The organism is Sulfitobacter sp. NFXS29, assembly GCF_040148765.1.
GTDB lineage: Bacteria > Pseudomonadota > Alphaproteobacteria > Rhodobacterales > Rhodobacteraceae > Sulfitobacter.
In genome coordinates this window covers 1-24,373 of sequence record NZ_JAGDED010000010.1, presented here as the reverse complement: position 1 = coordinate 24,373, position 24,373 = coordinate 1, and the positions used below count along the sequence as shown (strand labels likewise).

Annotated in this window: 24 protein-coding genes; 15 read left to right on the top strand and 9 right to left on the bottom strand. The window is 60.8% G+C overall.

Annotation, left to right across the window (positions count from 1 at the left end; genetic code table 11):
• The first annotated feature begins 9 nt into the window (after window positions 1-9).
• A complete protein-coding gene (locus J3456_RS15075) occupies window positions 10-264 on the top strand; it encodes an acyl carrier protein (RefSeq protein WP_349580943.1) in 255 nt (84 codons plus the stop codon).
• 4 nt (window positions 265-268) lie between these two features.
• Window positions 269-1,477 carry a beta-ketoacyl-[acyl-carrier-protein] synthase family protein gene (locus tag J3456_RS15070; protein ID WP_349580942.1) on the top strand — a complete coding sequence of 403 codons (1,209 nt, stop codon included), beginning with the start codon at window positions 269-271 and terminating at the stop codon, window positions 1,475-1,477.
• Between the two features lie 74 nt (window positions 1,478-1,551).
• Here J3456_RS15070 and J3456_RS15065 read toward each other — a convergent pair whose 3' ends face one another.
• Window positions 1,552-2,202, bottom strand: coding sequence for an invasion associated locus B family protein (locus J3456_RS15065; RefSeq protein WP_349580941.1), 651 nt, complete (start codon window positions 2,200-2,202; stop codon window positions 1,552-1,554).
• A gap of 468 nt (window positions 2,203-2,670) precedes the next feature.
• Between J3456_RS15065 and J3456_RS15060 the strand changes: the two genes are divergently transcribed.
• Window positions 2,671-4,212 (top strand): helicase HerA-like domain-containing protein, encoded by a 1,542-nt coding sequence (locus J3456_RS15060; RefSeq protein WP_349580940.1) that lies wholly within the window; start codon window positions 2,671-2,673, stop codon window positions 4,210-4,212.
• Between the two features lie 76 nt (window positions 4,213-4,288).
• Here the strand turns inward: J3456_RS15060 and J3456_RS15055 are convergent, their stop codons facing one another.
• The 6 genes from J3456_RS15055 to J3456_RS15030 form a co-directional block, all read right to left on the bottom strand.
• Complete coding sequence (locus J3456_RS15055; RefSeq protein WP_349580939.1) at window positions 4,289-5,593, bottom strand: branched-chain amino acid ABC transporter permease; 1,305 nt, start codon at window positions 5,591-5,593, stop codon at window positions 4,289-4,291.
• Entirely contained in the window at window positions 5,590-6,600 is a 1,011-nt protein-coding gene (locus J3456_RS15050; protein WP_349580938.1) for a branched-chain amino acid ABC transporter permease, read from the bottom strand. Before J3456_RS15050 ends, J3456_RS15055 begins: the two co-directional genes overlap by 4 nt.
• A 2-nt stretch (window positions 6,601-6,602) precedes the next feature.
• Window positions 6,603-7,424 carry an ABC transporter ATP-binding protein gene (locus J3456_RS15045; RefSeq protein ID WP_349580937.1) on the bottom strand — a complete coding sequence of 274 codons (822 nt, stop codon included), beginning with the start codon at window positions 7,422-7,424 and terminating at the stop codon, window positions 6,603-6,605.
• The gene (locus J3456_RS15040) at window positions 7,421-8,203 is read right to left on the bottom strand and encodes an ABC transporter ATP-binding protein (protein ID WP_067937161.1); all 783 of its coding nucleotides are present in this window, start codon (window positions 8,201-8,203) and stop codon (window positions 7,421-7,423) included. The genes J3456_RS15045 and J3456_RS15040 overlap by 4 nt, the downstream gene beginning before the upstream one ends.
• An 87-nt stretch (window positions 8,204-8,290) precedes the next feature.
• Window positions 8,291-8,452, bottom strand: a complete 162-nt coding sequence (locus J3456_RS15035) for a hypothetical protein (RefSeq protein WP_349580936.1) — start codon at window positions 8,450-8,452, stop codon at window positions 8,291-8,293.
• 147 nt (window positions 8,453-8,599) lie between these two features.
• On the bottom strand, window positions 8,600-9,784 hold the full coding sequence (locus J3456_RS15030; protein WP_259944275.1) for an ABC transporter substrate-binding protein: 1,185 nt from the start codon (window positions 9,782-9,784) through the stop codon (window positions 8,600-8,602).
• Between the two features lie 186 nt (window positions 9,785-9,970).
• Between J3456_RS15030 and J3456_RS15025 the strand changes: the two genes are divergently transcribed.
• Window positions 9,971-11,068, top strand: a complete 1,098-nt coding sequence (locus J3456_RS15025) for a PQQ-dependent sugar dehydrogenase (RefSeq protein ID WP_349580934.1) — start codon at window positions 9,971-9,973, stop codon at window positions 11,066-11,068.
• 3 nt (window positions 11,069-11,071) lie between these two features.
• Here the strand turns inward: J3456_RS15025 and J3456_RS15020 are convergent, their stop codons facing one another.
• On the bottom strand, window positions 11,072-12,076 hold the full coding sequence (locus tag J3456_RS15020) for a GlxA family transcriptional regulator (RefSeq protein WP_120351075.1): 1,005 nt from the start codon (window positions 12,074-12,076) through the stop codon (window positions 11,072-11,074).
• A 191-nt stretch (window positions 12,077-12,267) separates the two neighbouring features.
• Between J3456_RS15020 and J3456_RS15015 the strand changes: the two genes are divergently transcribed.
• Complete coding sequence (locus J3456_RS15015; RefSeq protein WP_349580933.1) at window positions 12,268-13,638, top strand: class II 3-deoxy-7-phosphoheptulonate synthase; 1,371 nt, start codon at window positions 12,268-12,270, stop codon at window positions 13,636-13,638.
• 91 nt (window positions 13,639-13,729) lie between these two features.
• Here the strand turns inward: J3456_RS15015 and J3456_RS15010 are convergent, their stop codons facing one another.
• Window positions 13,730-14,389 carry a PAS domain-containing protein gene (locus J3456_RS15010; RefSeq protein WP_349580932.1) on the bottom strand — a complete coding sequence of 220 codons (660 nt, stop codon included), beginning with the start codon at window positions 14,387-14,389 and terminating at the stop codon, window positions 13,730-13,732.
• Between the two features lie 282 nt (window positions 14,390-14,671).
• Between J3456_RS15010 and J3456_RS15005 the strand changes: the two genes are divergently transcribed.
• From J3456_RS15005 to phoB, 10 genes are all read left to right on the top strand, one after another.
• Complete coding sequence (locus J3456_RS15005; protein WP_349580931.1) at window positions 14,672-15,562, top strand: YicC/YloC family endoribonuclease; 891 nt, start codon at window positions 14,672-14,674, stop codon at window positions 15,560-15,562.
• A 3-nt stretch (window positions 15,563-15,565) separates the two neighbouring features.
• Window positions 15,566-16,213 (top strand): guanylate kinase, encoded by a 648-nt coding sequence (gene gmk / locus J3456_RS15000; RefSeq protein WP_349580930.1) that lies wholly within the window; start codon window positions 15,566-15,568, stop codon window positions 16,211-16,213.
• Window positions 16,210-16,731 carry a gamma carbonic anhydrase family protein gene (locus J3456_RS14995; protein ID WP_259944290.1) on the top strand — a complete coding sequence of 174 codons (522 nt, stop codon included), beginning with the start codon at window positions 16,210-16,212 and terminating at the stop codon, window positions 16,729-16,731. The genes gmk and J3456_RS14995 overlap by 4 nt, the downstream gene beginning before the upstream one ends.
• Window position 16,732: 1 nt before the next feature.
• Entirely contained in the window at window positions 16,733-17,785 is a 1,053-nt protein-coding gene (locus J3456_RS14990) for an ATP-binding protein (protein WP_349581098.1), read from the top strand.
• A gap of 138 nt (window positions 17,786-17,923) precedes the next feature.
• A complete protein-coding gene (locus J3456_RS14985; protein WP_349580929.1) occupies window positions 17,924-18,964 on the top strand; it encodes a substrate-binding domain-containing protein in 1,041 nt (346 codons plus the stop codon).
• A 98-nt stretch (window positions 18,965-19,062) separates the two neighbouring features.
• Window positions 19,063-20,532, top strand: coding sequence for a phosphate ABC transporter permease subunit PstC (gene pstC, locus J3456_RS14980; RefSeq protein WP_349581097.1), 1,470 nt, complete (start codon window positions 19,063-19,065; stop codon window positions 20,530-20,532).
• Complete coding sequence (gene pstA, locus J3456_RS14975; RefSeq protein WP_067628609.1) at window positions 20,529-21,884, top strand: phosphate ABC transporter permease PstA; 1,356 nt, start codon at window positions 20,529-20,531, stop codon at window positions 21,882-21,884. Before pstC ends, pstA begins: the two co-directional genes overlap by 4 nt.
• A gap of 16 nt (window positions 21,885-21,900) precedes the next feature.
• The gene (gene pstB / locus J3456_RS14970; protein ID WP_120351083.1) at window positions 21,901-22,698 is read left to right on the top strand and encodes a phosphate ABC transporter ATP-binding protein PstB; all 798 of its coding nucleotides are present in this window, start codon (window positions 21,901-21,903) and stop codon (window positions 22,696-22,698) included.
• 4 nt (window positions 22,699-22,702) lie between these two features.
• Complete coding sequence (gene phoU / locus J3456_RS14965; protein ID WP_349580928.1) at window positions 22,703-23,410, top strand: phosphate signaling complex protein PhoU; 708 nt, start codon at window positions 22,703-22,705, stop codon at window positions 23,408-23,410.
• 4 nt (window positions 23,411-23,414) lie between these two features.
• A complete protein-coding gene (phoB, locus tag J3456_RS14960) occupies window positions 23,415-24,104 on the top strand; it encodes a phosphate regulon transcriptional regulator PhoB (RefSeq protein WP_093926199.1) in 690 nt (229 codons plus the stop codon).
• The last annotated feature ends 269 nt before the right edge of the window (window positions 24,105-24,373 follow it).

Sequence of the window (24,373 nt, the reverse complement as noted above, 5' to 3'; positions counted from 1 at the left end):
GACGCCGCCATGAGCACTCAGGATCAGGTCATCACCATCCTCGCCGAACAGGCCATGATCGAGCCGGAGGATGTCGCGCTCGACAGCACGCTGGAGGATCTGGGCATCGACAGCATGGGGGTCGTCGAAAGCATCTTCGCCATTGAAGAGACGTTTGATATCAACGTGCCCTTCAACGCTAATAGCCCCAGCGAAAGCGATTTCGATATCTCGACCGTGCGCAGCATCGTCGCCGGGGTGGAGCGGCTGAATGAAAAGAGCTGAGCCCATGAAGAGAGTTGTCATCACCGGCGCCGGCACGATCAACGCTCTGGGCCTGTCGGTGCCAGAGACGCTCGCCGCGATGCGCGAAGGCAAATGCGGCATCGGCCCGCTTGAGTTCCGCGATGTGGAGCGGCTGGCCATCCGCATCGGCGGACAAGTGCGCGGGTTTGAGGCCGAAGGCCGCTATAACCGCCAGCAGATCGCGCTTTACGATCGGTTCACGCAATTCACCCTCACGGCCGCCCGCGAAGCGATTGAGCAGTCGGGGCTGACCTTCACCGATGAGTTGGCCGCCCGCGCCGGTGTGGTGCTGGGCACGGCGGGCGGTGGCGTGTCGACCTGGGACGACAATTACCGCGCCGTCTATGAAGAGGGCAAAAACCGGGTGCATCCCTTCGTGGTGCCCAAACTGATGAACAATGCCGCCGCCAGCCATGTCAGCATGGAATGGAACCTGCGCGGCCCGTCCTTCACCGTGTCGACCGCTTGCGCCTCGTCCAACCACGCCATGGCGCAGGCTTTCGCGATGGTCCGCTCCGGCATGAGCCCGGTGATGGTGACGGGCGGATCGGAATCCATGCTCTGCTTCGGCGGGGTGAAAGCTTGGGAAGGGCTGCGCGTGATGAGCCGCGATGCTTGCAGACCATTCTCGGCCAACCGCAACGGGATGGTGCAGGGCGAGGGCGCGGGGGTCTTTGTTTTCGAAGACTATGACCACGCGCGGGCACGGGGGGCCGAAATTCTTTGCGAGGTTGCGGGTTTCGCCATGACCTCGGATGCCAGCGACATCGTCATGCCCTCCAAGGCCGGGGCCGCGCGGGCCATGCAGGGGGCGCTGCAGGATGCGGGGATCAACCGCGAAGAGGTCGGCTATATCAATGCTCATGGCACCGGAACGGCGGCGAACGACAAGACCGAATGCGCCGCCGTGGCGGATGTTTTCGGCACCCATGCGGATCGCTTGATGATTTCCTCCACCAAGTCGATGCACGGCCATGTCATCGGCGGCACTGGCGCGGTTGAGCTTTTGGCCTGTATCATGGCGCTCCGCGATGGGGTGATCGCCCCCACCATCGGCTATGAAGAACCCGACCCGGAATGCGCGCTCGACGTGGTGCCCAATGAGGCGCGGGAGGCGCAGGTCGATGTGGCGCTCAGCAATGCCTTCGCCTTTGGTGGGATGAACGCCGTCTTGGCGCTGCGCCGCACCTGATCCCAGAACCGGCAACGAAAAATGCCGCACCCAACGTCGGGAGCGGCATTCAAACTCATGTCACCGGCAGTGTCTTACTGCTCGATCACCGACACTTCGTCATAGCCCGCGGTGAACCCGTCGAGCGAGAGTGTCAGCTTCACTTCTTGATCCGGGGCAAGGGCGGGCACGATGGTCAGCACCGCTTGCTTGCCGCGTTTGAAGGCGCCGATATCGGCATCGGTCAGACCCATGCGCACATAGCAGCCCACCGGGTTGCAAAAGGCATAGGGATAGCGGCGGGCTTTGCCACCGTCGACCGACAGGGTCAACTGCGCGGGCAGGGCAGTCTCAAGCGGGACAACAACCGTGGCACCGGCTTTGGCTTGACCACCATCAGGCAGACGGAAAAGCGAGACTTCGGCAACCGGCGCGCCTTCGCCATCCGCAAGGAGCTGGTACATCTGGCAGGGGTCGACCTCTTCCTCGGTCTTGATGCAGCGCATTTCCCAAGAGCCGATCTCTTTCTTGGTGTAGGGCTTGCCCAGTTCGGGGTCTTTGTCCGCATCTTCGCCAAGGCTCAGCTGTTCTTCGATCTGAGCCGCATTGCCGCTGGTGCCGGGCTGGAGCTGCTGCTCTTCGGTCTGGGCAGGCTGTTCTTCCGTGGCTGTCTGGGCGAAAGCCGTCATTGGGGCCGTCAGTGCAAGCGTTGCACAAAGCGGCAGGGCGGTCATAAACTTGCTCATGTCATATCCACATTTGTTGCGTTACCGCCCCTTACCACGCCGCCCCGGGATTGTCAGTGGTCATGGGGGCATTTCAATCATGGTTCGGGCAATTTCATGCCGACCTGCGAGGGGCAGTTTCCCCACGTTCTCAGGGGATTAGACCCCAAAAATGCAAAAGGGGACGCAGCGCGCCCCCTTTCCGTGTACTTTCTCCCCGTCGGACTGGGCCGACTTATTAATGCCACGTTAGGCAAGCAGGTGATGCCGGTCAACAGGAAAAATGCGACAATCTGTCAGGGGCCCGCGACGGCCCTTGGCAAAAAAAAAGGCCGCACCCGAGGGCGCGGCCAAGTCTAACAGGGAGGAAGTACACCCACCCGAAAGAAGGACATGCGGGCGGGGTGCCTTCACTATGGCGCGCAAAGGTTAAGTTTGTATGCTCTAGTGGAACGGACGAATGGCTAAAATTGACAGAAAGGCCCCAGCGTGAGCAGTGACATCTTTATCGGCGGCGGCGGTCCCGACTATGCGACCAAGCAATTCCTCGACCTCGGCTATGCCAACCGCCACGGGCTGATCGCAGGGGCGACGGGCACGGGCAAGACGGTCACGCTGCAAATCCTTGCCGAGGGTTTTGCCAATGCCGGAGTGCCGGTGTTTCTGTCAGATGTGAAAGGCGATCTGTCCGGCCTTGCAGTCGCGGGAAGCGAGACCGCCAAACTGCATGTCCCCTTCACCGAACGCGCGGCAAAGATCGGTTTTGACAACTATGCCTATCAATCCTTTCCGGTGACCTTTTGGGATCTCTTTGGGCAGCAGGGCCACCCCGTCCGCACCACCGTTTCCGAAATGGGCCCGCTGCTGATCGCCCAATTGCTCAGCCTTTCCGAGGCGCAGGAGGGCATCCTGAACATCGCCTTTCGCGTGGCCGACGAAGAGGGGATGCCGCTTTTGGACCTGAAAGACCTGCAATCCCTGCTGGTCTGGGTGGGCGAGAATGCAAAGGACTTGGCGCTGCGCTATGGCAATGTCTCGACCGCGTCGGTGGGCACGATCCAGCGGCGGTTGTTGGTGCTGGAAAACCAAGGCGGCGCGCAGTTGTTCGGCGAACCGGCGCTGGCGCTGTCGGACCTCATGCGCTGCGATGCCGAAGGCCGGGGACGGATCAACATCCTCGCCGCCGACAAGCTCATGGCCTCGCCCAAGCTCTATGCCACCTTCCTGCTGTGGCTCATGTCCGAGCTTTTCGAAGAACTGCCCGAGGTCGGCGACCCCGACAAACCGAAGCTCGTGTTCTTCTTCGACGAAGCGCATCTGCTGTTTGACGACGCGCCCAAGGCGCTGGTCGATAAGGTAGAGCAGGTGGCCCGCCTGATCCGCTCCAAGGGGGTCGGCGTCTATTTTGTCACCCAAAACCCCGCCGACGTGCCCGACGATATCTTGGGCCAGCTTGGCAACCGCATCCAACACGCGCTGCGCGCTTTTACGGCGCGCGACCGTAAGGAACTGCGCCAAGCCGCAGAGACCTACCGCGAAAACCCGCGTTTCGACACCGAAGAGGCGATCCGCGAGGTCGGCGTGGGCGAGGCGGTGACCTCTATGCTGCAACGCAAGGGCGTGCCGGGCGTGGTGGAGCGCACCTTGATACGCCCGCCGTCCTCACGGCTGGGCCCGATCACGGTGGCCGAACGGGCGACGGTACTGGCGGAGTCCGATCTGGCGGGGAAATACGAGACCGTTCAAGACCGCAACTCGGCCTATGAGATACTGAAGGGCCGCGCGGAAGCGGCGGCCAACGAGGCCGAGAAAATCGAAGCCGCTGCCGAGGCAGAAGATGAAGCCGCCCGCGAGTTTCAAAAAGCCCGTCGCTATGGCGGGGCCCGCAGCGGCGGCGGCAGCCGGTCGGGCCGCAAGGCTTCGGACGGATTTGGCGATGCCATCGCAAGCGCGGTGATCAAGGAACTGAAAGGCACCACCGGGCGCCGCATCGTACGTGGCATCTTGGGCAACTTGTTTAAAGGGCGCTGAGAGGCTGGACAGACCAAAAAAAGGGGCGCGGTAGCAATACCGCGCCCCTTTTCGTGAGGGGGGTCTGGCCCAAAGCTTACCGCTCGGGGATCAACCCGCGTGGGCTGAAGCGCAGCACCAGCAGCAGCACGATGCCCATGGTCAACAGCCGCATATGCGCAGCGCTCTCGATCAGATGCGCCTTCAGTGCCGAGCCTTCGGACATGCCAGCGGTGATCAGGCTCATCAGCCACAGACCCATCGGTTCGACTTGCACCCAGAGGAACCAGATCAGGAAACCACCCAAGATCGCGCCGAAGTTGTTGCCCGACCCGCCAACGATCACCATCACCCAGATAAGGAAGGTAAAGCGCAGCGGCTGATAGGTACCCGGTGTCAACTGGCTGTCCATCGTGGTCATCATCGCACCCGCGATGCCGCAGATGGCAGAGCCGAGGATGAAGACCTGCAAATGCCGCGCGGTGACATCCTTGCCCATCGCTTCGGCCGCGACTTCGTTGTCACGGATCGCCCGCAGCATCCGGCCCCATGGGGAGTGCAATGCACGCTGGCTCATCCACAGCAAAAGGATCAGCACCGCCGCGAAAAGCGCGATATAAAGCAGCTTGACCCAAAGCGTCGAGGCCTCCACCGGGTCAAACCCGAAGCCGGCGGCGCGTTCCACAAAGGAGGTGCTGTTCTGCAAGTCGATCTCATAGGGCACCGGACGGGGCAGGCCGATCACGTTTTTCACGCCCCGGCTCATCCAGTCTTCGTTTTTCAGCACCGCGATGATGATCTCGGCAATCCCCAGCGTGGCAATCGCCAGATAGTCCGACCGCAGGCCAAGCGCCGTCTTACCGATCAGCCAAGCTGCCCCAGCGGCAAAGAGACCACCCACAGGCCAAGAGATCAGCACCGGCAGCCCAAGACCACCGAGATAGCCGCTCTGCGCCGGATTGATCGCTTCCACCGCCTCGACCGCAGGGTCGAGCAGGGCGCGGAAGACGAAAAAGCCGATGACCAGTACCGCAATCACCGCCAGCGTGCGGGCCGTGCCGGGGGCCATGCGTTTCATCAGCATAACCGCCGCGACCACCGTGCCCGCGCCAAGCGCCAGCGCGCCGAGAATGGCAAAGCCGCCGGTGGACCAAGCGCCCTCGGTCGGGGGCATGGAGACCAGCACAGCCGCCAGACCGCCCAAGGCGACAAAGCCCATGACGCCGACGTTGAACAGCCCCGCAAAACCCCATTGCAGGTTCACCCCAAGCGCCATGATCGAAGAGATCAGGCCCATGGCGATGATAAGCAGGGCAGAGTTCCAGCTTTGGGCGAAGCCGGTGTAGATGATCATCAGGGCGATGATCCCGAAAAGGATCGTGTTTTTCACAGTCTGGGTCATACCGATTTCCCCTTGAACAGGCCGGTGGGCTTGATCAGCAGAACGATCAGAAGAATGACGAAGCTGACCGCAAATTTGTAATCCGTGCTCATAAGCTGCACCAAGCCGTCAGGCTGCAGCCCTTCGGGCATCACATAGCCCAATACCTTTTTCCACGCATAGGTGATCGTGACTTCGCTGAATGCGATCACGAAACCGCCCGCGATCGCCCCCACCGGAGAGCCAAGCCCGCCGACGATGGCCGCCGCGAAGATCGGCAGCAGAAGTTGGAAATAAGTGAAGGGTTTGAACGACTTATCAAGACCGTAAAGCGTGCCCGCGATGGTCGCGAGGGCGGCCACGATCATCCATGTGATCATCACCACCCGCTCAGGGTTGATGCCCGACAAAAGCGCCAGATCCTCGTTATCAGAATAGGCCCGCATGGATTTGCCCGCCCGGGTCTTGTTGAGGAACCAGAACAGCACGGCCACAACGATGATCGCGGTGATGATGGTGATGCCTTGGGTCGTCTTGAAGGCCAGACCTTCGCGCAGGCCGGTCATCTCTTTGAAATCACGCGCCGACATGATGAAACGCTGGCCGTCGAGGAAGTTCTGATCGTCCGCGCCGATGATGAAGCGGGTGATCCCGTTGTAGATGAAGGTCACGCCGAGCGAGACGATCACGAGGATCACCGGTTTGGCCTTTTGTTCACGGTAGAACTTGTAGACCACCCTGTCGGTGCCGAGCACCAGCAGCATGGTAAAGGCGATGCCGAAGGGCAGGGCCAGAAGCGCCGTGGGCAGCACACCGAGGCTGAGGCCCATGGATTGGAACAGCCATGTTATCAGGATCGTCGCCATGGTGCCCATGGCCATCGTGTCGCCATGCGCAAAGTTGGAAAACCGCAAGATGCCGTAGACCAGCGTCACGCCAAGCGCGCCAAGCGCCAGCTGCGAGCCATAGGCGATGCCCGGAATGAGCACATAGTTCGAAAGTGCAATGAAAGCGTTGAGCAGATCCATGTTCAGCCCCCCAGAAACGATTTGCGGACTTCAGGATCGGCCAAAAGCTCTTTGCCGGTGCCGGTAAAGGCGTTCGCCCCCTGCACAAGCACATAGCCCTTGTCCGCGATCTCAAGCGCCTGACGGGCGTTTTGCTCGACCATCAGGATCGGGATGCCAGTGCGGGCGACCTCGATGATCCGGTCAAACAGCTCGTCCATGACGATGGGCGACACGCCCGCGGTCGGCTCGTCGAGCATCAGCACTTTGGGCTGAGTCATCAGCGCCCGGCCCACGGCGACCTGCTGGCGTTGACCGCCCGACAACTCGCCCGCCGCTTGCAGCCGCTTTTCCTTGAGGATCGGGAAGAGGTCATAGACCTGTGCCATCGTATCGCGGAAATCATCACGGCGGATGAAGGCCCCCATCTCTAGGTTCTCTTCGACCGTCATCGAGGTGAAGATGTTGGAGGTCTGGGGCACAAAGCCCATGCCCTTGGCCACCCGGTCTTGCGGGCTGAGGTTGGTGATATCCTCCCCATCCAGCCGCACATGGCCCTTGCGCATGTCGAGCATGCCAAAGACCGCCTTCATGCCCGTAGATTTGCCTGCCCCGTTTGGGCCGACAATCACGGCGATCTCGCCGCGGTCCACCGCGATGGTGCAGTCATGTAGAATGTCGGGGCCTGCGCCGTAGCCCGCTGTCATGCTGTCGCCGATCAGGAAGGGACCGCCGGGGGCGAGGTGGGTTTTGCCGCTGGCCTTGGGCATGATGCTGCCTTGGCCCTTTGCGTTGCCGACCGACCAATCTTTGTTGCCGCGGTCGCCGTAGGGATCATTGCTCATGCGCCTACCTTGTCCTTGTTTTTCAGGCCGGTGCCGAGATAGGCCTCGATCACCTGCTCGTTCGCCTTGATCTCATCCAGCGTGCCTTCGGCCAGCACGTGGCCCTCGGCCATACAGATCACCGGGTCGCAAAGGCGACCGATGAAATCCATGTCATGTTCGATGACGACGAAAGTGTAATTGCGTTCTTGGTTCAGGCGGATGATCGCGTCACCGATGGTGTTGAGCAGCGTCCGGTTCACGCCCGCGCCAACCTCGTCTAAAAAGACGATCTTGGCATCCACCATCATGGTGCGGCCCAGTTCCAACAGTTTTTTCTGACCGCCAGAAATCTGACCGGCCTTTTGCTCGGCCAGATGTTCGATGGTCAGGAATTCCAGCACCTCATCGGCTTTGGCTTTCAGCGCGCGTTCCTCATCGGCGATGCGCTTGGTGCCAAACCATGTGTTCCACAGTGTTTCGCCCGACTGGTTGCCCGGCACCATCATCAGGTTCTCACGGCATGACATTGACGAAAACTCATGCGCGATCTGGAAGGTGCGCAGCAGGCCCTTGTGGAACAGCTCATGCGGCGGCAGGCCGGTGATGTCCTCCCCGTCCATGGTGACCCGGCCCGAAGTGGGCTGCAGCACGCCTGCGATTACGTTGAACAGCGTGGTTTTCCCCGCGCCATTGGGGCCGATCAATCCGGTGATCGATCCCTTTTCAATCGACAGGCTTGCCCCGTCGACGGCGTGAAACCCGCCGAAGTGTTTGTGTACGTCGTCTACGACGATCATATGTCCATCCCCGTGTCCGCCACCTTGTGGCTGGTTTTTATTGGTCGTCTTGCGGTGGGCCGCGCATTTCCGCGCTGCCTTACCTGTTTACAGTTTGCTGAGATTCTTGGAAGAGACCGCTGCGGCCCTTTTATGAAGAAAGCTTGCCGCTGCCTCGTTAAAGGCAGATCGCGCAGGATTGCCGAAATCACGCTCAGCAAGATACATGCTCAGAGCCCTGACCGGCACGGCCATCTGTTGCTTTTTCATCCTGTCCTCCCAGACGGGACGTGTTTTCCACGTCCTCAATAGAAGTTTTGTACTGCCTGCCTGAGCGGAAGAAAAGCCGATTTCCCAAGCAAAAGGCCCGATCGCGATGCGACCGGGCCTCTGTAAGTGTTTCAGACGAAGCTTAGATCAGCGGTAGCCGACCGTCACCATCTTACCGTCTTTCATTTCGATCTCACGGTAGCTGCCCGCGCTTTCGCCCGGTCCGATCAGCTCTACCGCCGACGCACCGACATAGTCGACATCGCCGCCGTCTTTGATGATCTGCAGCGCTTTGCCCAGCTCACCCGGCAGGATTTTCTCACCCGGTGCGTTGGCGACTTCCATCACTTTTTCTTTGTACATTGCCGGATCGTTGGAGCCAGCCGCCTGCATCGCCAGCAGCATCAGAGCCGCCGCGTCATAGGCTTCGGGCGAGAAGGCGTTGGTCGGCTCGAAACCGGCTTCTTCGCCCATCTTCTTGTAGTTGTCGGGGCCTTCGCCAGCCGCACTTGGGTTCTGACCAAAGGAGCCATCCGCGATCTCGGCGAATTTCTCTTCCAGCGTGTCGGAGACCATGCCGTCGGGGAACATGAAGGTGTCGAACGCGCCTGCGTCCAGCGCGCCGTTCACGATGCCCGCGCCGCCTTGGTCGACGTAGCCGGCAACGATCAGCACTTCACCACCGGCAGAGGCCAGCGCGCCGACTTCGGCGGAATAGTCCGCTTTGCCGTCTTCATGCGAGGTGTTGATGGTGACGGTGCCGCCGGATTCCTTGAACGCGGTCTCAAAGCTGTCGGCCAGACCTTTACCATAGTCATTGTTGGTATAGGTGACGGCAACTTCTTTGATGCCACGGTCGTTCAGGATGTCGGCCATGACCTGACCCTGACGCGCGTCCGACGGCGATGTGCGGAAGAACAGGCCGTTGTCTTCGACAGTCGACAGGGCAGGCGATGTCGCCGAAGGCGAGATCATCACGATGCCGTTTGGAATGGCGACGTTCTGCAGCGAGGCAGTCGTCTCGCCCGAGCACATGCCACCAACGATGCCGCTGACGCGGTCGGAAGTGATCAGACGCTCGGCAGAGGCCACGGCGAGGCCCGCGTCGATGCAGCCGGTGTCGCCACGCTCGGACGATACGGTGGCACCGTCGAGGAACATGCCGGATTCATTAACTTCGGAAATCGCCAGTTCAGCCCCGGCAGCCATGTCATTGGCCAACGATTCCAGCGGGCCGGTGAAGCCCAGCAAAATGCCGATTTTTGTGTCTTCTGCATGCGCGCCGGTGGCGAGCAAAGCTACGGCCGTTGTGGCCATCAGTATTTTTTTCATTTGGTTCTCTCCCTTAGTTGAACTCTCGTTCTGATCGAACGTTAGGTCGTGGTTTCGAAAAAGAAAAGGCGATTTATCAAGTGTTCTGCGCGGGCGGCTTTTCGCGTGTGCCGAGTGGGATGCTGGAAATGGGTGGCACGCTGGCTATGTCTTGTTCCAAGCCCCCATGCTCAAAGGAGCCTGCCCATGACATCCGCCAAACACTTCGCGACCGCCACTTTCATGGGCCTTAGCAGCCTCTGCGCCGCAGGCGCGGTGAACGCCCAGAGCAGCCTGACGATCACCCCCATGGCCGAGGAACTAGAGGCCCCTTGGGGCATCGCCCCCATGCCCGGTGGCGGTCTGCTGGTGACCGAGAAGGCCGGGCGGCTGATCTACCAAAAAGACGGCGCACGGCATGAGGTGTCGGGCCTGCCCGAGGTGGCCGTGGTCGGGCAGGGCGGTCTGTTGGACATCACCTTGGCCGAGGATTTCGCGCAGAGCCGCCTGTTGTTCCTGACCTATGCCAAACCCCAAGAGGGCGGCGGCGCGGGGACCGCTTTGGCCAGCGCGCGCCTGTCAGAGGATACCCGCAGTCTGGAAAACTTAACCGAGCTTTTCGCCATGAAACCGGGCAGCAACGGCGGACAGCATTTCGGCTCCCGCGTTGTCGAAGCGCCGGATGGCACGCTGCTGGTGACCATTGGCGAACGGGGCGATCGCCCCGCCGCCCAAGACCGCAGCACCCATAACGGCAGTATCATCCGCGTGAACCGCGACGGTTCGGTGCCCGACGACAATCCCTTTGTCGATATGCCCGATGTGCTGCCCGAGATTTGGTCCTACGGCCACCGCAACCCGCAAGGCGCGGGGCTGGATTTGGAAGGGCGGCTTTGGGTGTCGGAGCATGGGGCCAAGGGCGGCGACGAGGTGAACCGCATCACCAAGGGCACGAATTACGGCTGGCCGGTAATTTCCTACGGAGAGCATTATTCGGGTGCGAAGATCGGTGAGGGCACCTCGAGAGAGGGGATGGCGCAGCCCGAATTCTACTGGGATCCCTCCATCGCGCCTGCGGGGCTGGTGGTCTACTCCGGCGCGCAATTCCCCGAGTGGAAAGGCGATATCTTCGTAGGCTCGCTCAAGTTCGACTATATCGCCCGGCTAAGTGGTGACCCGCTGGAAGAGGTCCAGCAGATCAAAACCGCCGAGACTGCCCGCGTGCGCGATGTCGTCGAAGGCCCCGAAGGGGCGATCTGGTTCATCTCAGAGGGCAATGGCACCGTCTACCGGATGACGCCTTAACCCTTAGGCAGGCTGCCGGGTGGATTGGCTGCCGCGCTCGCGATAGGGCGTGGTCTGATAATGCGCCCGGTAGCATTTGGAGAAATGCGAGGGCGAAGCAAAGCCGCAGGCCAGCGCCACGTTAATCACGCTCATATCCGTCTGCATCAACAGGTTACGCGCCTTTTGCAGCCGCAGCTCCATATAGTACCGTTTGGGGCTGCGGTTCAGGTAACGCCGGAACAGCCGCTCCAACTGGCGGGTCGACATGCCAACATCCCGCGCAAGGATCGAAGGGCTGATCGGCTCTTCAATATTACGCTCCATCTGCTGAATGACTTGGCTGAGTTTGGGATGCCGCACACCGATTCGGGTGGGCACCGACAGGCGCTGCGTGTCTTGGTCCGTGCGGATCGACGAATAGATCAGCTGATCCGCCACGGCATTGGCGGTTTCTTCGCCGTGATCATCGGCGATGAGTTTCAGCATCAAATCCAGAGAAGAGGTGCCGCCTGCCGTGGTCAACCGGTTGCCGTCCACCACGAAAACCGATTTCGTCAGGATAACCTCTTCGAATTCCTCGCCAAAGCTGTCTTGATTCTCCCAATGGATCGTCGCGCGTTTGCCATCCAGCAGCCCGGCCTTGGCCAGCGTGTGCGCTGCGGTGCACAGACCACCCACCACCAACCCTTTGCGGGCCTCGCGGCGCAACCAGGCCAACAGCTTCTTGGTGGTCGCCGCCTGCACGTCGAGGCCGCCGCAGATCACAATCGTGTCGTCGCGGCCCAATTCCTCTAACCCGCCATCAAGCGCAAAGACCGCGCCGGCTGAGCTTGTGCAGGTCTCTCCGCTTTCGCCCACGGCCTGCCATTGATAGACCTCGCGTTCGAGCATGCGGTTGGTGATACGCAGGCATTCCACCGCCGAGGCAAAGCTCAGCAGGGTGAAATTCTCCAAAAGCACAAAGACGAAGCGCCGCGGCTTGTCGGTCTGGGGGGGCATGCGGGTGGCCGGGCGCGGTTGGGACATCACGGCGTCTTTCTATTCAGGTCGTCTCTGCCGACATGTGCCATGGCCGCCAGAACTTGCCGAAAACATTGCCCACGGGCCTGTCGCAACGTCAATAGGGCGCATTTCGGTTCTGGTCACTTTACCCGCGCCTTTGTATAGAGAAAGATCACGAAGCGCCGACACTCGGCGCTGTGGAGCGGAGTAGAAAGATGACAGACTGGAGCACCTCGAGCTGGCGCAGCAAACCGCGCGTCCAGATGCCCGATTACCCTGACCAAGCCGCATTGCAAGCGGTTGAGGCACAGCTGGCACGCTATCCGGTCCTCGTTTTTGCAGGCGAAGCACGCCGACTGAAGAAACATCTGGCCGCCGCTGGCCGTGGAGAAGCGTTCCTTTTGCAGGGCGGCGATTGCGCCGAAAGCTTTGAGCAGTTCAGTTCCGACGCCATTCGCGACACATTCAAGGTGATGTTGCAGATGGCCATCGTGCTGACCCACGGTGCCAAAGTGCCGGTGATCAAGCTGGGCCGTATGGCGGGGCAATTCGCCAAACCGCGCAGCGCACCGACCGAAGTGGTCGATGGTGTGGAACTGCCCAGCTACCGCGGTGATATCATCAACGATCTGGCCTTTAGCGAAGCGGCCCGCATTCCGGACCCGCAAAAGATGCTGCGCGCCTACACGCAGGCCGCCGCCACGCTGAACCTTTTGCGCGCCTTCTCCACCGGGGGCTATGCGGATGTGCATCAAGTCCACGGCTGGACCCTGGGCTTCACCGATGACGAAAAGGCCGAGAAATACCGCGAGATCGCGAACCGCATCTCCGACACGCTGGATTTCATGGCCGCCGCTGGCGTAACCGCGGAAACCGCGCATACCTTGCAATCGGTGGAATTCTACACCAGCCACGAGGCGCTGTTGCTGGAGTATGAAGAGGCGCTTTGCCGCCGCGACAGCCAAACTGGCAAATGGTTGGCAGGCTCGGGCCATATGATCTGGATCGGCGACCGCACGCGGCAGCCGGACGGCGCGCATGTGGAATTCGCCAGCGGTGTGCAAAACCCTATCGGCCTGAAATGCGGCCCCTCGATGACCAGCGATGACCTTAAAAAGCTGATGGCCAAGCTGAACCCCGACAACGAGGAAGGCCGTCTGACGTTGATCTCGCGCTTTGGTGCGGGGCAGGTGGGCGATCACCTGCCGCGTCTGATCAAGACCGTGCAAGAAGAGGGCGCAAATGTCGTCTGGACCTGTGACGCGATGCACGGCAACACGATCAAATCTTCGACCGGCTACAAGACACGGCCGTTTGATTCCGTGCTGCGCGAAGTGCATGAGTTCTTTGCCGTGCATAACGCCGAAGGTTCTGTCCCCGGTGGTGTGCACTTCGAGATGACCGGCCAAGACGTGACCGAATGCACCGGCGGCGTGCGCGCGGTCAGCGACGAAGACCTGTCGGACCGCTACCACACCGCCTGCGACCCGCGCCTTAACGCCAGCCAATCGCTGGAATTGGCGTTCTTGGTTGCCGAAGAACTGTCGAACCGCCGCACGGCACAGACAACGCGAGCAGCTGGGTAGCAGACGCGGCCTTGGCCGACCCACGATGAGATCAACGCCGCCCCGCATAATGCAGGGCGGCGTTTTTGCATTTGAAGGGCAGGTTTGCGCGCTATTCCTGCTCTGACTTTACCAGACGCAGGTAGGGCGGCAGATCTCCCGTCTTGGCACTGGTGAAGTTGGCTTTTCCCTCTGCAAATCCGGTTTCCCTTGGCAAAGTCGACTGTTGCAACGAAGCGGCATAGCGCAACTGTCCGGTCGCTCCGCCAATGCCGCTACGCCGCGTCGCCTGCGCCAGATCGAAACGCCGCGGGATTTGGCCGACCTCGCCCTGCACGACCAGACAGCCCAGCACCCGGCTGACATCGCCCAGATCGCTTTTAAGCGGCAAAAGCAGCATGCGCCCCGTCAAAGCCGGTCGCCCATAGGAGCCAGCCGCGCTGAGATGCAGGGTGGTTTGACCGGGCAGTTGAAAGACCTCCTCCAACGCCTCGCTGACCTCTGGACGCGATTGCGTGCCGAAAAAGGCGGTGATTGGCATGCCGCGCACCTCCATCCCCATTAGGTCGCGCAGATGGCCGCCCGCGATACGCAACCGCCCAACACCCACCGCGACACGTTCAAGGATAAAGGCATATTCCAGCGCGGCCTCTATCCCGCGCGGGTCGATATCGGACCGCCGCGGCATCAATCTGTTGCCACGCAAGGCTTCCCAATAGGCTTCGACCTGCGCCAGCGGGCCATAGCCAACATGCGTCCGATGATCTGACATGGCGACAACATTCTGCGCGGTGTGGCCTGTATTGCCCATTAAAACTCACCCATAAGGACCTGGCCAATACAGCTGCCGTTTTTGAAACGACAGCGGCACAATGTGGCCGAAAACATTACCAAATCATTAATACCGCACCGCGAGAAAGAATTCGCCCCGCTTTCGGCGAAGTGGTTAACGACATTGCCTTGGGATCAGCCGCGCCATCGGGGCCGGGGGCTTGCCCCTCGCGGGGGTTTCGCCGTAAGGCAGGACATGACCGCCCTTGCAAGGAACGCACCGATGATCAGGTCCATGACAGGTTTCGCCTCTTCCTCCGGCACTTTGGAGGGCTGGAGCTGGTCTTGGGAACTGCGCGCGGTCAATGGCAAAGGGCTCGACCTGCGGCTGCGTGTGCCCGATTGGGTCGATGGGCTGGAGGTCGCTCTGCGCAAGCAGATTTCGGCTCAGGTGGCGCGGGGCAATATCACCTGTAACCTGCGCATATCCTCGGCTGAGAGCGACGGCAGCTTGCAGGTCAATGCGGCGCATGTCGACACGCTGCTGACCGCCCTGCATGAGATCGAGGCCCGCGCGATGGATGCCGGTGTGTCGCTCGCGCCCTCACGGGCAAGCGACATTCTGACCATGCGCGGTGTGCTGGAACAGGCCGAGCAGGCACAGGACATCGACGCGCTGCGCGACGCTTTGCTGTCGGAAATGCCCGCCTTGCTGAGCGACTTCAACGCCATGCGCGCGCAGGAAGGCGCGGCTTTGGCCACGGTGATGCAAGAGCAACTGTTCAAAGTAGAGACGCTTGCCGCGCAAGCCGCGTCATTGGCAGAGGCGCGCCGCGAGGACACCGCCACCAACCTACGCCGCAACCTCGCGCGGGTGCTCGACAACAGCGAAGGCGCGGATGCCGACCGGGTGGCGCAAGAACTGGCCTTGATCGCGGTCAAAGCCGATGTCACCGAAGAGATCGACCGCCTCGCCGCCCATGTCGCTGCCGCCCGGGCGCTGATCGGGCAGGGCGGGCCGGTGGGGCGCAAGCTGGATTTCCTGATGCAGGAGTTCAACCGCGAAGCCAACACGCTCTGCTCCAAGGCGCAGAGCACGGAATTAACGACTGTCGGTCTGGCCCTGAAGGCGGTGATCGACCAAATGCGCGAACAAGTGCAAAATGTGGAGTAAGACGTGACCAACCCAAGCCGACGCGGCCTTCTGATCATTCTCAGTTCCCCCTCCGGGGCGGGCAAATCGACCATGGCCCGCGCCCTGCGCGCATGGGATCCGACGATCAACTTCTCGGTTTCCGCCACCACCCGCGCCCCCCGTCCGGGCGAGGAGGACGGCACGGATTACCGCTTCGTCGGCGAAGAGGACTTCCGCCAGGCGGTGGCCGAAGGCGAGATGCTGGAACACGCGCATGTTTTCGGCAACTTCTACGGCTCGCCCAAGGCGCCCGTGCAGGCGGCAATCGATCAGGGGCAGGACATCCTCTTTGACATCGACTGGCAGGGTGCACAGCAGATCCGCAACTCGGATCTAAACACCCACACGCTGTCGATCTTCCTGCTGCCGCCCTCGATCACCGAGCTTAAACGCCGTTTGGAAAGCCGTGGGCAAGACGATGCCGAGACGATTGCCAAGCGCATGGGCAAAAGCTGGGACGAGATCAGCCACTGGGATGGCTATGACTTCGTGCTGGTGAATGACGACCTTGATCAAACCGAGGCGCGGCTGAAATCCATCATCACCGCCGCGCGGCTCCGGCTGAGCCAACAGCCTGCGATCAAGGACCATGTCCGCCGTCTGCAATCTGAATTTGAGGAGTTGAAATGACCCTTTACGCCCTTGCTGATGCCCGCCCCGATGTCTCTCCCGATGCTTGGGTCGCGCCCGATGCCAATGTGATCGGCAAGGTCACACTCGGGCCTGAAGCCTCTGTCTGGTTCGGCAGCACCCTGCGCGGCGACAATGAGATGATCACCGTGGGTCGCGGCAGCAACGTGCAAGAGAACTGCGTCTTTCACACCGATATGGGCTATCCGCTGACCGTGGGCGAGGATTGCACCATCGGCCACAAAGTCATGCTGCACGGCTGCACCATCGGCGACAACAGCTTGATCGGCATGGGGGCCACGGTGCTGAATGGGGCCAAGATTGGCAAGAACTGCCTGATCGGGGCAGGGGCGCTGATCACCGAGAACAAGGTGATCCCCGATGGGTCACTCGTCATGGGCGTGCCGGGCAAAGTGGTGCGCGAACTTGATGCGCAGGCGATCCAACAGTTGACCGCCAGCGCCAAACACTATGCCGAAAACGCCGCGCGCTTCCGTCGCGATCTTGAACCGCTCTGACATGGGCAACACCGCCGTGACCCTTGCCGATGTGGTGGCGGCGCTGCCGCTGCCAAGCGTGGCCATCAACGCCGAAGAGCGGATCACCGTTCTAAACGCCCCCGCCGAAGATTTGCTGGGCAAGGGGCTGCTGGGCCGCCACTTTGTCACCGCGCTGCGCCAGCCGGGGCTGGTCGAAGCGGTGGAGCGGTGCCTTTCGGGTGCAGGCCCCTGTCAAGCGCGTTTCACCAGCATTGGCGGCGAACACGGCACCACCTATGACGTCAGCCTGCGCCCGGTGGGCAACCACGGGATTGTCCTGCTCAGCTTCAACGATGTGACCGAGATGGCGCAGGCCGGTCAAATGCGCCGCGATTTCGTGGCCAATGTCAGCCACGAGTTGCGCACCCCGCTGACCGCGCTCATCGGATTTATCGAAACGCTGCAAGGCCCGGCGCGTGATGACACGGCGGCGCGGGAGCGATTCTTGGGAATCATGGCGCAGGAAGCGGAGCGGATGAACCGATTGGTGGGAGAGTTGCTGTCCCTCAGCCGGGTCGAGGCCGAAGAGCGCGTGCGCCCGGAGGTGCCGATCGATCTGCGCGATGTGCTGCGCGGCACCCTGCGCAACCTTGCACCGCTGGCGGATGATAGCAAAGTGACACTGGCCCCGACACTGGGCGATGCCCCGGCGCTTGTGCTGGGGGATGCGGACCAATTGGTGCAGGTCTTTACCAATCTTATCGAGAACGCGATCAAATACGGCGGGCGCGACAACAGGGTCGATATCTCGGTGGAAAGCACCGCCCATGACCCGGCGATGCGCGGACCAGCGGTCTATGTCAGCGTGCGCGACCATGGCCCTGGCATCGATGCGATCCACCTGCCGCGCCTGACCGAACGGTTCTACCGCGTCGACAGTCACCGCAGCCGCGCGCTTGGGGGGACAGGGTTGGGTCTGGCCATCGTCAAACACATCATGAATCGCCACCGCGGACGGCTTAAGGTGACCAGCACCCCCGGCCAAGGGGCAGAATTCCGCGTGATTTTGCCGATGAAAACGGAATCTGACTAAATTTTGCAGAAATTTGGTGAATCAGGCCGACTGTCATGAAACTGTAACGTTGCTGTCACAAAAGCACAGCACCGCCTTCATAGACGGGGCGCAGATCACCATGGGGTGGTCACCAATTCGCATCTGACAGGAGATATCATGTCACTCGCAAAACTCACCACTTCCGCCCTGGCGATTGCCGCCGTATCCGCAACTGCCGCTGCCGCGCGTGACCAAGTACAGGTTGCCGGTTCTTCGACCGTGCTGCCCTATGCCTCCATCGTCGCCGAAGCCTTTGGCGAAAACTTTGACTTCCCGACACCGGTCGTGGAATCGGGCGGCTCTTCGGCTGGCCTCAAGCGTTTCTGCGAAGGCGTGGGCGAGAACACCATCGACATCGCCAACGCCTCGCGCCAGATCAAAGAAGCCGAAGTGGCGGCCTGTGCCGAAAACGGCGTGACCGACATCATCGAAGTGCGCGTTGGCTATGATGGCATCGTCTTCGCCTCCGACATCAATGGCGAAACTTTTGAGTTCACGCCGGTCGATTGGTACAAGGCCCTGAGCGCCAAGGTTGTCGTCGACGGCGAAGTGACTGAAAACCCCTACACAACTTGGGATCAGGTCAACCCCGACTTCCCCGCCCAACCGATCCAAGCCTTCGTTCCCGGCACCAAGCACGGCACGCGCGAAGTGTTCGAGGAAAAAGTGATCCTCGCGGGCTGTGAAGAAACCGGCGATCTTGAAGTTTTCGCCGAAGCTGCGGGCGGCGACGAGAAAGCGGCTGAGAAAGAGTGCATCAGCCTGCGCACCGATGGTAAATCCGTCGACATCGACGGCGACTACACCGAAACACTGGCACGCATCGAAAGCAACCAAGACGGCATCGGCGTCTTTGGTCTGGCCTTCTATGAGAACAACACCGACAAGCTGCAGGTTGCCACCATGGGCGGCGTTGAGCCGACCACCGAAAGCATCGCTTCGGGTGACTACCCCGTGTCGCGCCCGCTGTTCTTCTACGTCAAGAAAGCCCACATCGGTGTGATCCCCGGTCTGAAAGAATACGCTGAATTCTTCGTCGCAGACGAAGTTGCTGGCCCCGACGGCCCGCTGGCCGAATACGGTCTGGTGTCCGACCCCGAGCTGGCCGACACCCAGTCCGTGGTTGCCGACGAAACCGTCATGGGCAGCGGTTCCTAAACCTAACCTAAACGACGCCGGGGGCGGGCAACTGCCCCCGGTTTTTCGCTTTTTGATCCACCGGGGGACATGTGGGACAAATACTGACAACAGGCGCGGTGCTGCCGCTGGTCATCTTGATCGCGGCTTTGGCACTGGGCGGCTACTTCCTTGCGCGGCGTCGGGCTTTGGCCTCTGCCCAAGGCGACAGCCGCAATCTGCATTCGCTGCCAAGCTATTACGGCTATAACGCGGTGATGAGCGTGGCAGTGCCCGCGCTTTTGGTTCTTGGCCTCTGGCTGCTGGTGCAGCCGATGCTGGTGCAATCTTCGGTGGTCGACATGATCCCGGCCGAGGCTGTGCCCGAAGGGTCCTCTGTTAACCTGATCATGAGCGATGTACGCCGGTTGGCTGATGGGCTGGATGCGGCGGTTTCTGCCGGTGCTCTCAGCGCGGGCGACGCGACGGACCTATCTGCCGCGGACGATCTGCGTGCATGGCTGGCCGAACGCGGCGTCGCCATCGGAGCCGAAATCAGCCCCGAAGTCCTCGCTGCCGCGCAGGCCTACCGCGAGATGACGGCCACGGGCAATTTCTGGCGTAACATCGTTGTCGCACTCATCGCCTTGATCGCACTTGTTCTGGTGCTGCGCGAAACTGATGCCGAATTCCGCGCCCGCAACCGGGTTGAGGGTGGCATCAAAGCCCTGCTGATCCTTGCGGCCTCGCTGGCGATCCTGACCACCGTGGGCATCGTGCTGTCGATGCTGTTCGAGACGATCAACTTCTTTAATCTGCATCCGTGGACCGATTTCTTCTTCGGCTCGTCTTGGGCTCCGAATTTCCGCGGGGACAGTGACCTGTCGATCCTACCGCTGCTTTGGGGGACGCTCTATATCTCTTTCATCGCGCTGCTGGTGGCTGTGCCCATCGGGCTCTTCGCCGCGATTTACCTGAGTGAATATGCCGGGCCTAAGGTACGTGCCACAGCCAAGCCGCTGCTGGAGATCCTCGCTGGTATCCCCACCATCGTTTACGGTCTCTTCGCGCTGCTGACGGTTGGGCCGTTCCTTGTGCAGGTCTTTGGCCGGGGGGATGCGGGGGTGCTGGGCGTTGACTGGATGTCTGGCGCGACCTCGGTGCTGACCGCTGGTTTGGTCATGGGCATCATGCTGATCCCCTTTGTTTCCTCGCTGTCGGACGACATCATCAACGCGGTGCCCCAGTCGCTGCGCGACGGCTCCTTCGGCTTGGGTGCCACCCAGTCCGAAACGATCCGTCAGGTCGTGATCCCCGCCGCTTTGCCGGGCATCGTCGGGGCCGTTTTGCTGGCCGCCAGCCGCGCCATCGGTGAGACGATGATCGTCGTGCTGGGGGCAGGGGCCATCGCCCGCATCTCGGCCAATCCGCTGGAAGCCATGACCACCATCACAACCCGCATCGTTAGCCAGTTGACCGGGGACAGCGATTTCGCCAGCCCAGAAACGCTGGTGGCCTTTGCCCTTGGCCTGACCCTCTTCGTCCTGACCTTGGGCCTGAACGTGCTGGCCCTCTACATCGTGCGTAAATACCGGGAGCAGTACGAATGAGCGATATCCCCAACCCCGCAGCCCCTTTTGCAGACCCGCGCGGTGCGTCCCTGCTGGTGCAAGACGGGCGGACCAAACGCCGCAACGCCGCCGAGGGCCGTTTCAAACTCTATGGTATCATTGCAATCGTCATCGGCCTGCTGATGCTGCTGACGCTGCTTTTCACCATCATCTCGCGCGGGACAGGCGCGTTCCAACAGACCTATGTGACGCTTTCCGTGCCACTTCTGGAGGACAAGCTCGACAAGAACGGCAACCGTGATCTGGAAGACATTAAAAAAGTCTCGACCTTCGGCTATTCGCCTTTGCTGAAAGCGGCCTTTGAAAACAAGGTCGAAGCGGCGGGAATCGAGACTGATCTCAAGTCGAAAGACATGGCTGACATCCTGTCGAAAGACGCTGCTGCACAGCTTCGCGATCATGTTCTGGCGAACCCAGAATTGATCGGGACCGCCGCCGAGTTCGAGTTCCTGACCAATAGCCGCGTCGATGGCTACCTCAAGGGCCGTGTGACCCGCGAAAGCATCGCCAACGACAAGAACATTAGCGCCGAACAGCTTGATTTTGTAGATGTTTTGATTGCTGACGGCAGCCTGGAAAAACGCTTTAACCTCGACTTCATCACGGGCGCCGACGCCTCTGATGCGCGGCCCGAAGCGGCGGGCATGGGGGTGTCGATGATCGGTTCCTTTGCGATGATGCTGGTGGTGCTGGTGCTGGCGCTGCCCATCGGGGTCGCCGCGTCGATTTACCTCGAAGAATTTGCCCCCAAGAACTGGATCACCGACATCATTGAGGTGAACATCAGCAATCTTGCTGCGGTGCCGTCGATCGTCTTTGGTATCCTCGGCCTTGCGGTTTTCATCAACTATATGCACCTGCCGAACTCCGCCCCCTTGGTCGGTGGTCTGGTGCTGACGCTGATGACCCTGCCAACGATCATCATCTCGACCCGCGCTTCGCTGAAATCGGTGCCGCCATCGATCCGTGATGCGGCGCTTGGGGTAGGGGCTTCGAAGATGCAATCGGTCTTTCACCATGTGCTGCCCTTGGCCGCGCCTGGTATCCTGACCGGCACCATCATCGGGCTGGCGCAAGCCCTTGGCGAAACGGCCCCTTTGCTACTGATCGGCATGGTCGGCTTCATCGCCTCCAACCCACCGGAAAGCATCGCCGAAGGGCTGATGTCGCCGAACTCCGCCATGCCGGCCCAGATTTACGAATGGGCCAAACGCGCCGACCCGGCCTTCTATGAACGCGCTTGGGGCGGTATCATCATCTTGCTGGTGTTCCTGATCTCGATGAATGCCATCGCCGTGCTGCTGCGCCGTCGCTTTGAACGACGCTGGTAAACAAAGGACGGGACCCATGAAAGACAACAGATATTCGGAGAGTGACGTGACAACCCAACCCGTCAAGATCGCGGCCCGCAATGTGCAGGTCTACTACGGTGACAGCCACGCCATTCGCGACGTGGACATCGACATCAACGATAAAACCGTGACCGCCTTCATTGGCCCTTCGGGCTGCGGGAAGTCGACTTTTCTACGCTGTATCAATAGGATGAACGACACAATTGATGCAGCCCGCGTGACTGGTGACATCCGTATCGACGGCGAAGACATCTATGACAAGCGCGTCGATCCGGTTCAGCTGCGCGCCAAGGTGGGCATGGTGTTCCAAAAGCCGAACCCGTTCCCCAAGTCGATCTATGACAATGTCGCCTATGGCCCGCGCATCCACGGGCTAGCGCGCAACAAGGCCGATCTCGACGATATCGTCGAGCAAGCGCTGCGCCGCGGGGCGATCTGGAACGAGGTGAAGGACCGTCTGCACGCGCCGGGCACTGGCCTGTCAGGAGGACAACAGCAGCGTCTGTGCATTGCCCGCGCCGTGGCCACGGAGCCAGAAGTCCTGTTGATGGATGAACCATGCTCCGCACTCGACCCGATCGCCACTGCGCAAGTCGAGGAATTGATTGACGAATTGCGTCAGAACTACTCCGTCGTGATCGTCACACACTCCATGCAGCAGGCCGCACGGGTGAGCCAGAAAACCGCCTTCTTCCACCTTGGAAACCTTGTGGAATTTGGCGACACCGACGATATCTTCACGCGCCCCCAAGACCCGCGCACCGAAAGCTACATCACCGGCCGTATTGGATAATATCATGTCAGATCAACACATTGCATCAGCATTCGACCGCGATCTGGAAGCGGTTCAAGCCCAGATCCTCAAAATGGGCGGCTTGGTCGAAGACGCCATCCGCCGCGGTGCCCAATCACTTGAAACCCGCGACGAAGAGCTCGCCAATGAGGTGCGGGCAGGGGACAAGGCCATCGACGGGCTAGAAGAGCAGATCAACGAAAGCGCCGCCCGCGTCATCGCTTTGCGTGCGCCCACGGCCATTGACCTGCGGCTGACATTGAGTGTCATCAAGATTAGCGCCAACCTCGAACGTATTGGCGACTATGCGAAAAACATGGCCAAGCGCAGCAGCGTGCTGAACCAGATGGAGCCGGTCAGCGACAGCACCGGTGCGATCCGCCGCATGGCCGGCGCGGTGGAAGCGATGCTGAAAGACGCGCTTGATGCCTATATCCAGCGCGACGCGGAACTGGCGCGTGACGTAATCACCCGGGACGAAGATGTCGACCAGATGTACAACGCGCTGTTCCGCGAATTCCTGACCTTCATGATGGAAGACCCGCGCAGCATCACCGCCTGCATGCACCTGCATTTTATCGCCAAAAACGTCGAGCGTATGGGCGACCATGTCACGGCCATCGCAGAACAGGTCGTCTATCTGGTGACCGGTGAGACGCCTGAGGACGACCGGCCCAAGGCCGACCGCACCTCGATCACCACGAAGGACTGAACCGATGGACGTGACCCGGCCACAGGTTTTGCTGGTAGAAGACGAACCCGCGCAACGTGAGGTATTGGCCTATAACCTCGAAGCCGAAGGCTTTGAGGTACGGCGCGCCGAGGATGGTGAAGAAGCCATGCTGCTGGTTTCAGAGGCCGCACCTGATCTGGTGATCCTCGATTGGATGATGCCCTTAATGAGCGGCATCGAAGTCTGCCGCCAGTTGAAGTCGCGAGAGAGCACCCGGCATATCCCGGTCATCATGCTCTCAGCGCGATCCGAGGAAGTGGACACCGTGCGGGGCCTTGAGACCGGCGCGGATGACTATGTGATCAAGCCGTATAATCTGCGCGAACTCATGGCGCGGGTCCGTACGCAGTTGCGGCGCACGCGACCTGCAGCCGCAGGCGCGCTTCTCAGCTTTGATGACATCCAGCTCGATCCAGAACGCCACCGCGTAAGTCGTGCGGGCAGTGAGCTGAAACTGGGGCCGACAGAATACCGGCTGCTGACAACGCTGCTTGAGAAACCCGGCCGCGTGTTCAGCCGCGACCAGTTGCTCGACCATGTTTGGGGTCGCGATATCTATGTCGACACGCGCACTGTGGACGTTCACATTGCACGACTGCGCAAGGCGTTAACCCGTGAAGGCGGCGGTGATCCGATCCGTACCGTGCGGGGCGCGGGTTATGCTTTGGGCTAAGGCATTTTGTTCATCTTTACGACGCCATTTCTTAACATAATACTGATTATGAGTTTTAGATATGTAGCCGCAAAGCGATAATGTCACCCTTAAGCAAAGCAGAAGTGTCACTCTGTCCTCGGTTTGGGATGAGGATGTGTGGACATGGGATGGGTGATGATGAGCGAGCGCGAGTTGAACCGCGTGGAAGTTTTGGCACAGGTCGATGATGACCGGCTGACCGTTAACAATGCGGCCCACATGCTGGGTCTGACCCGGCGGCAAATCTT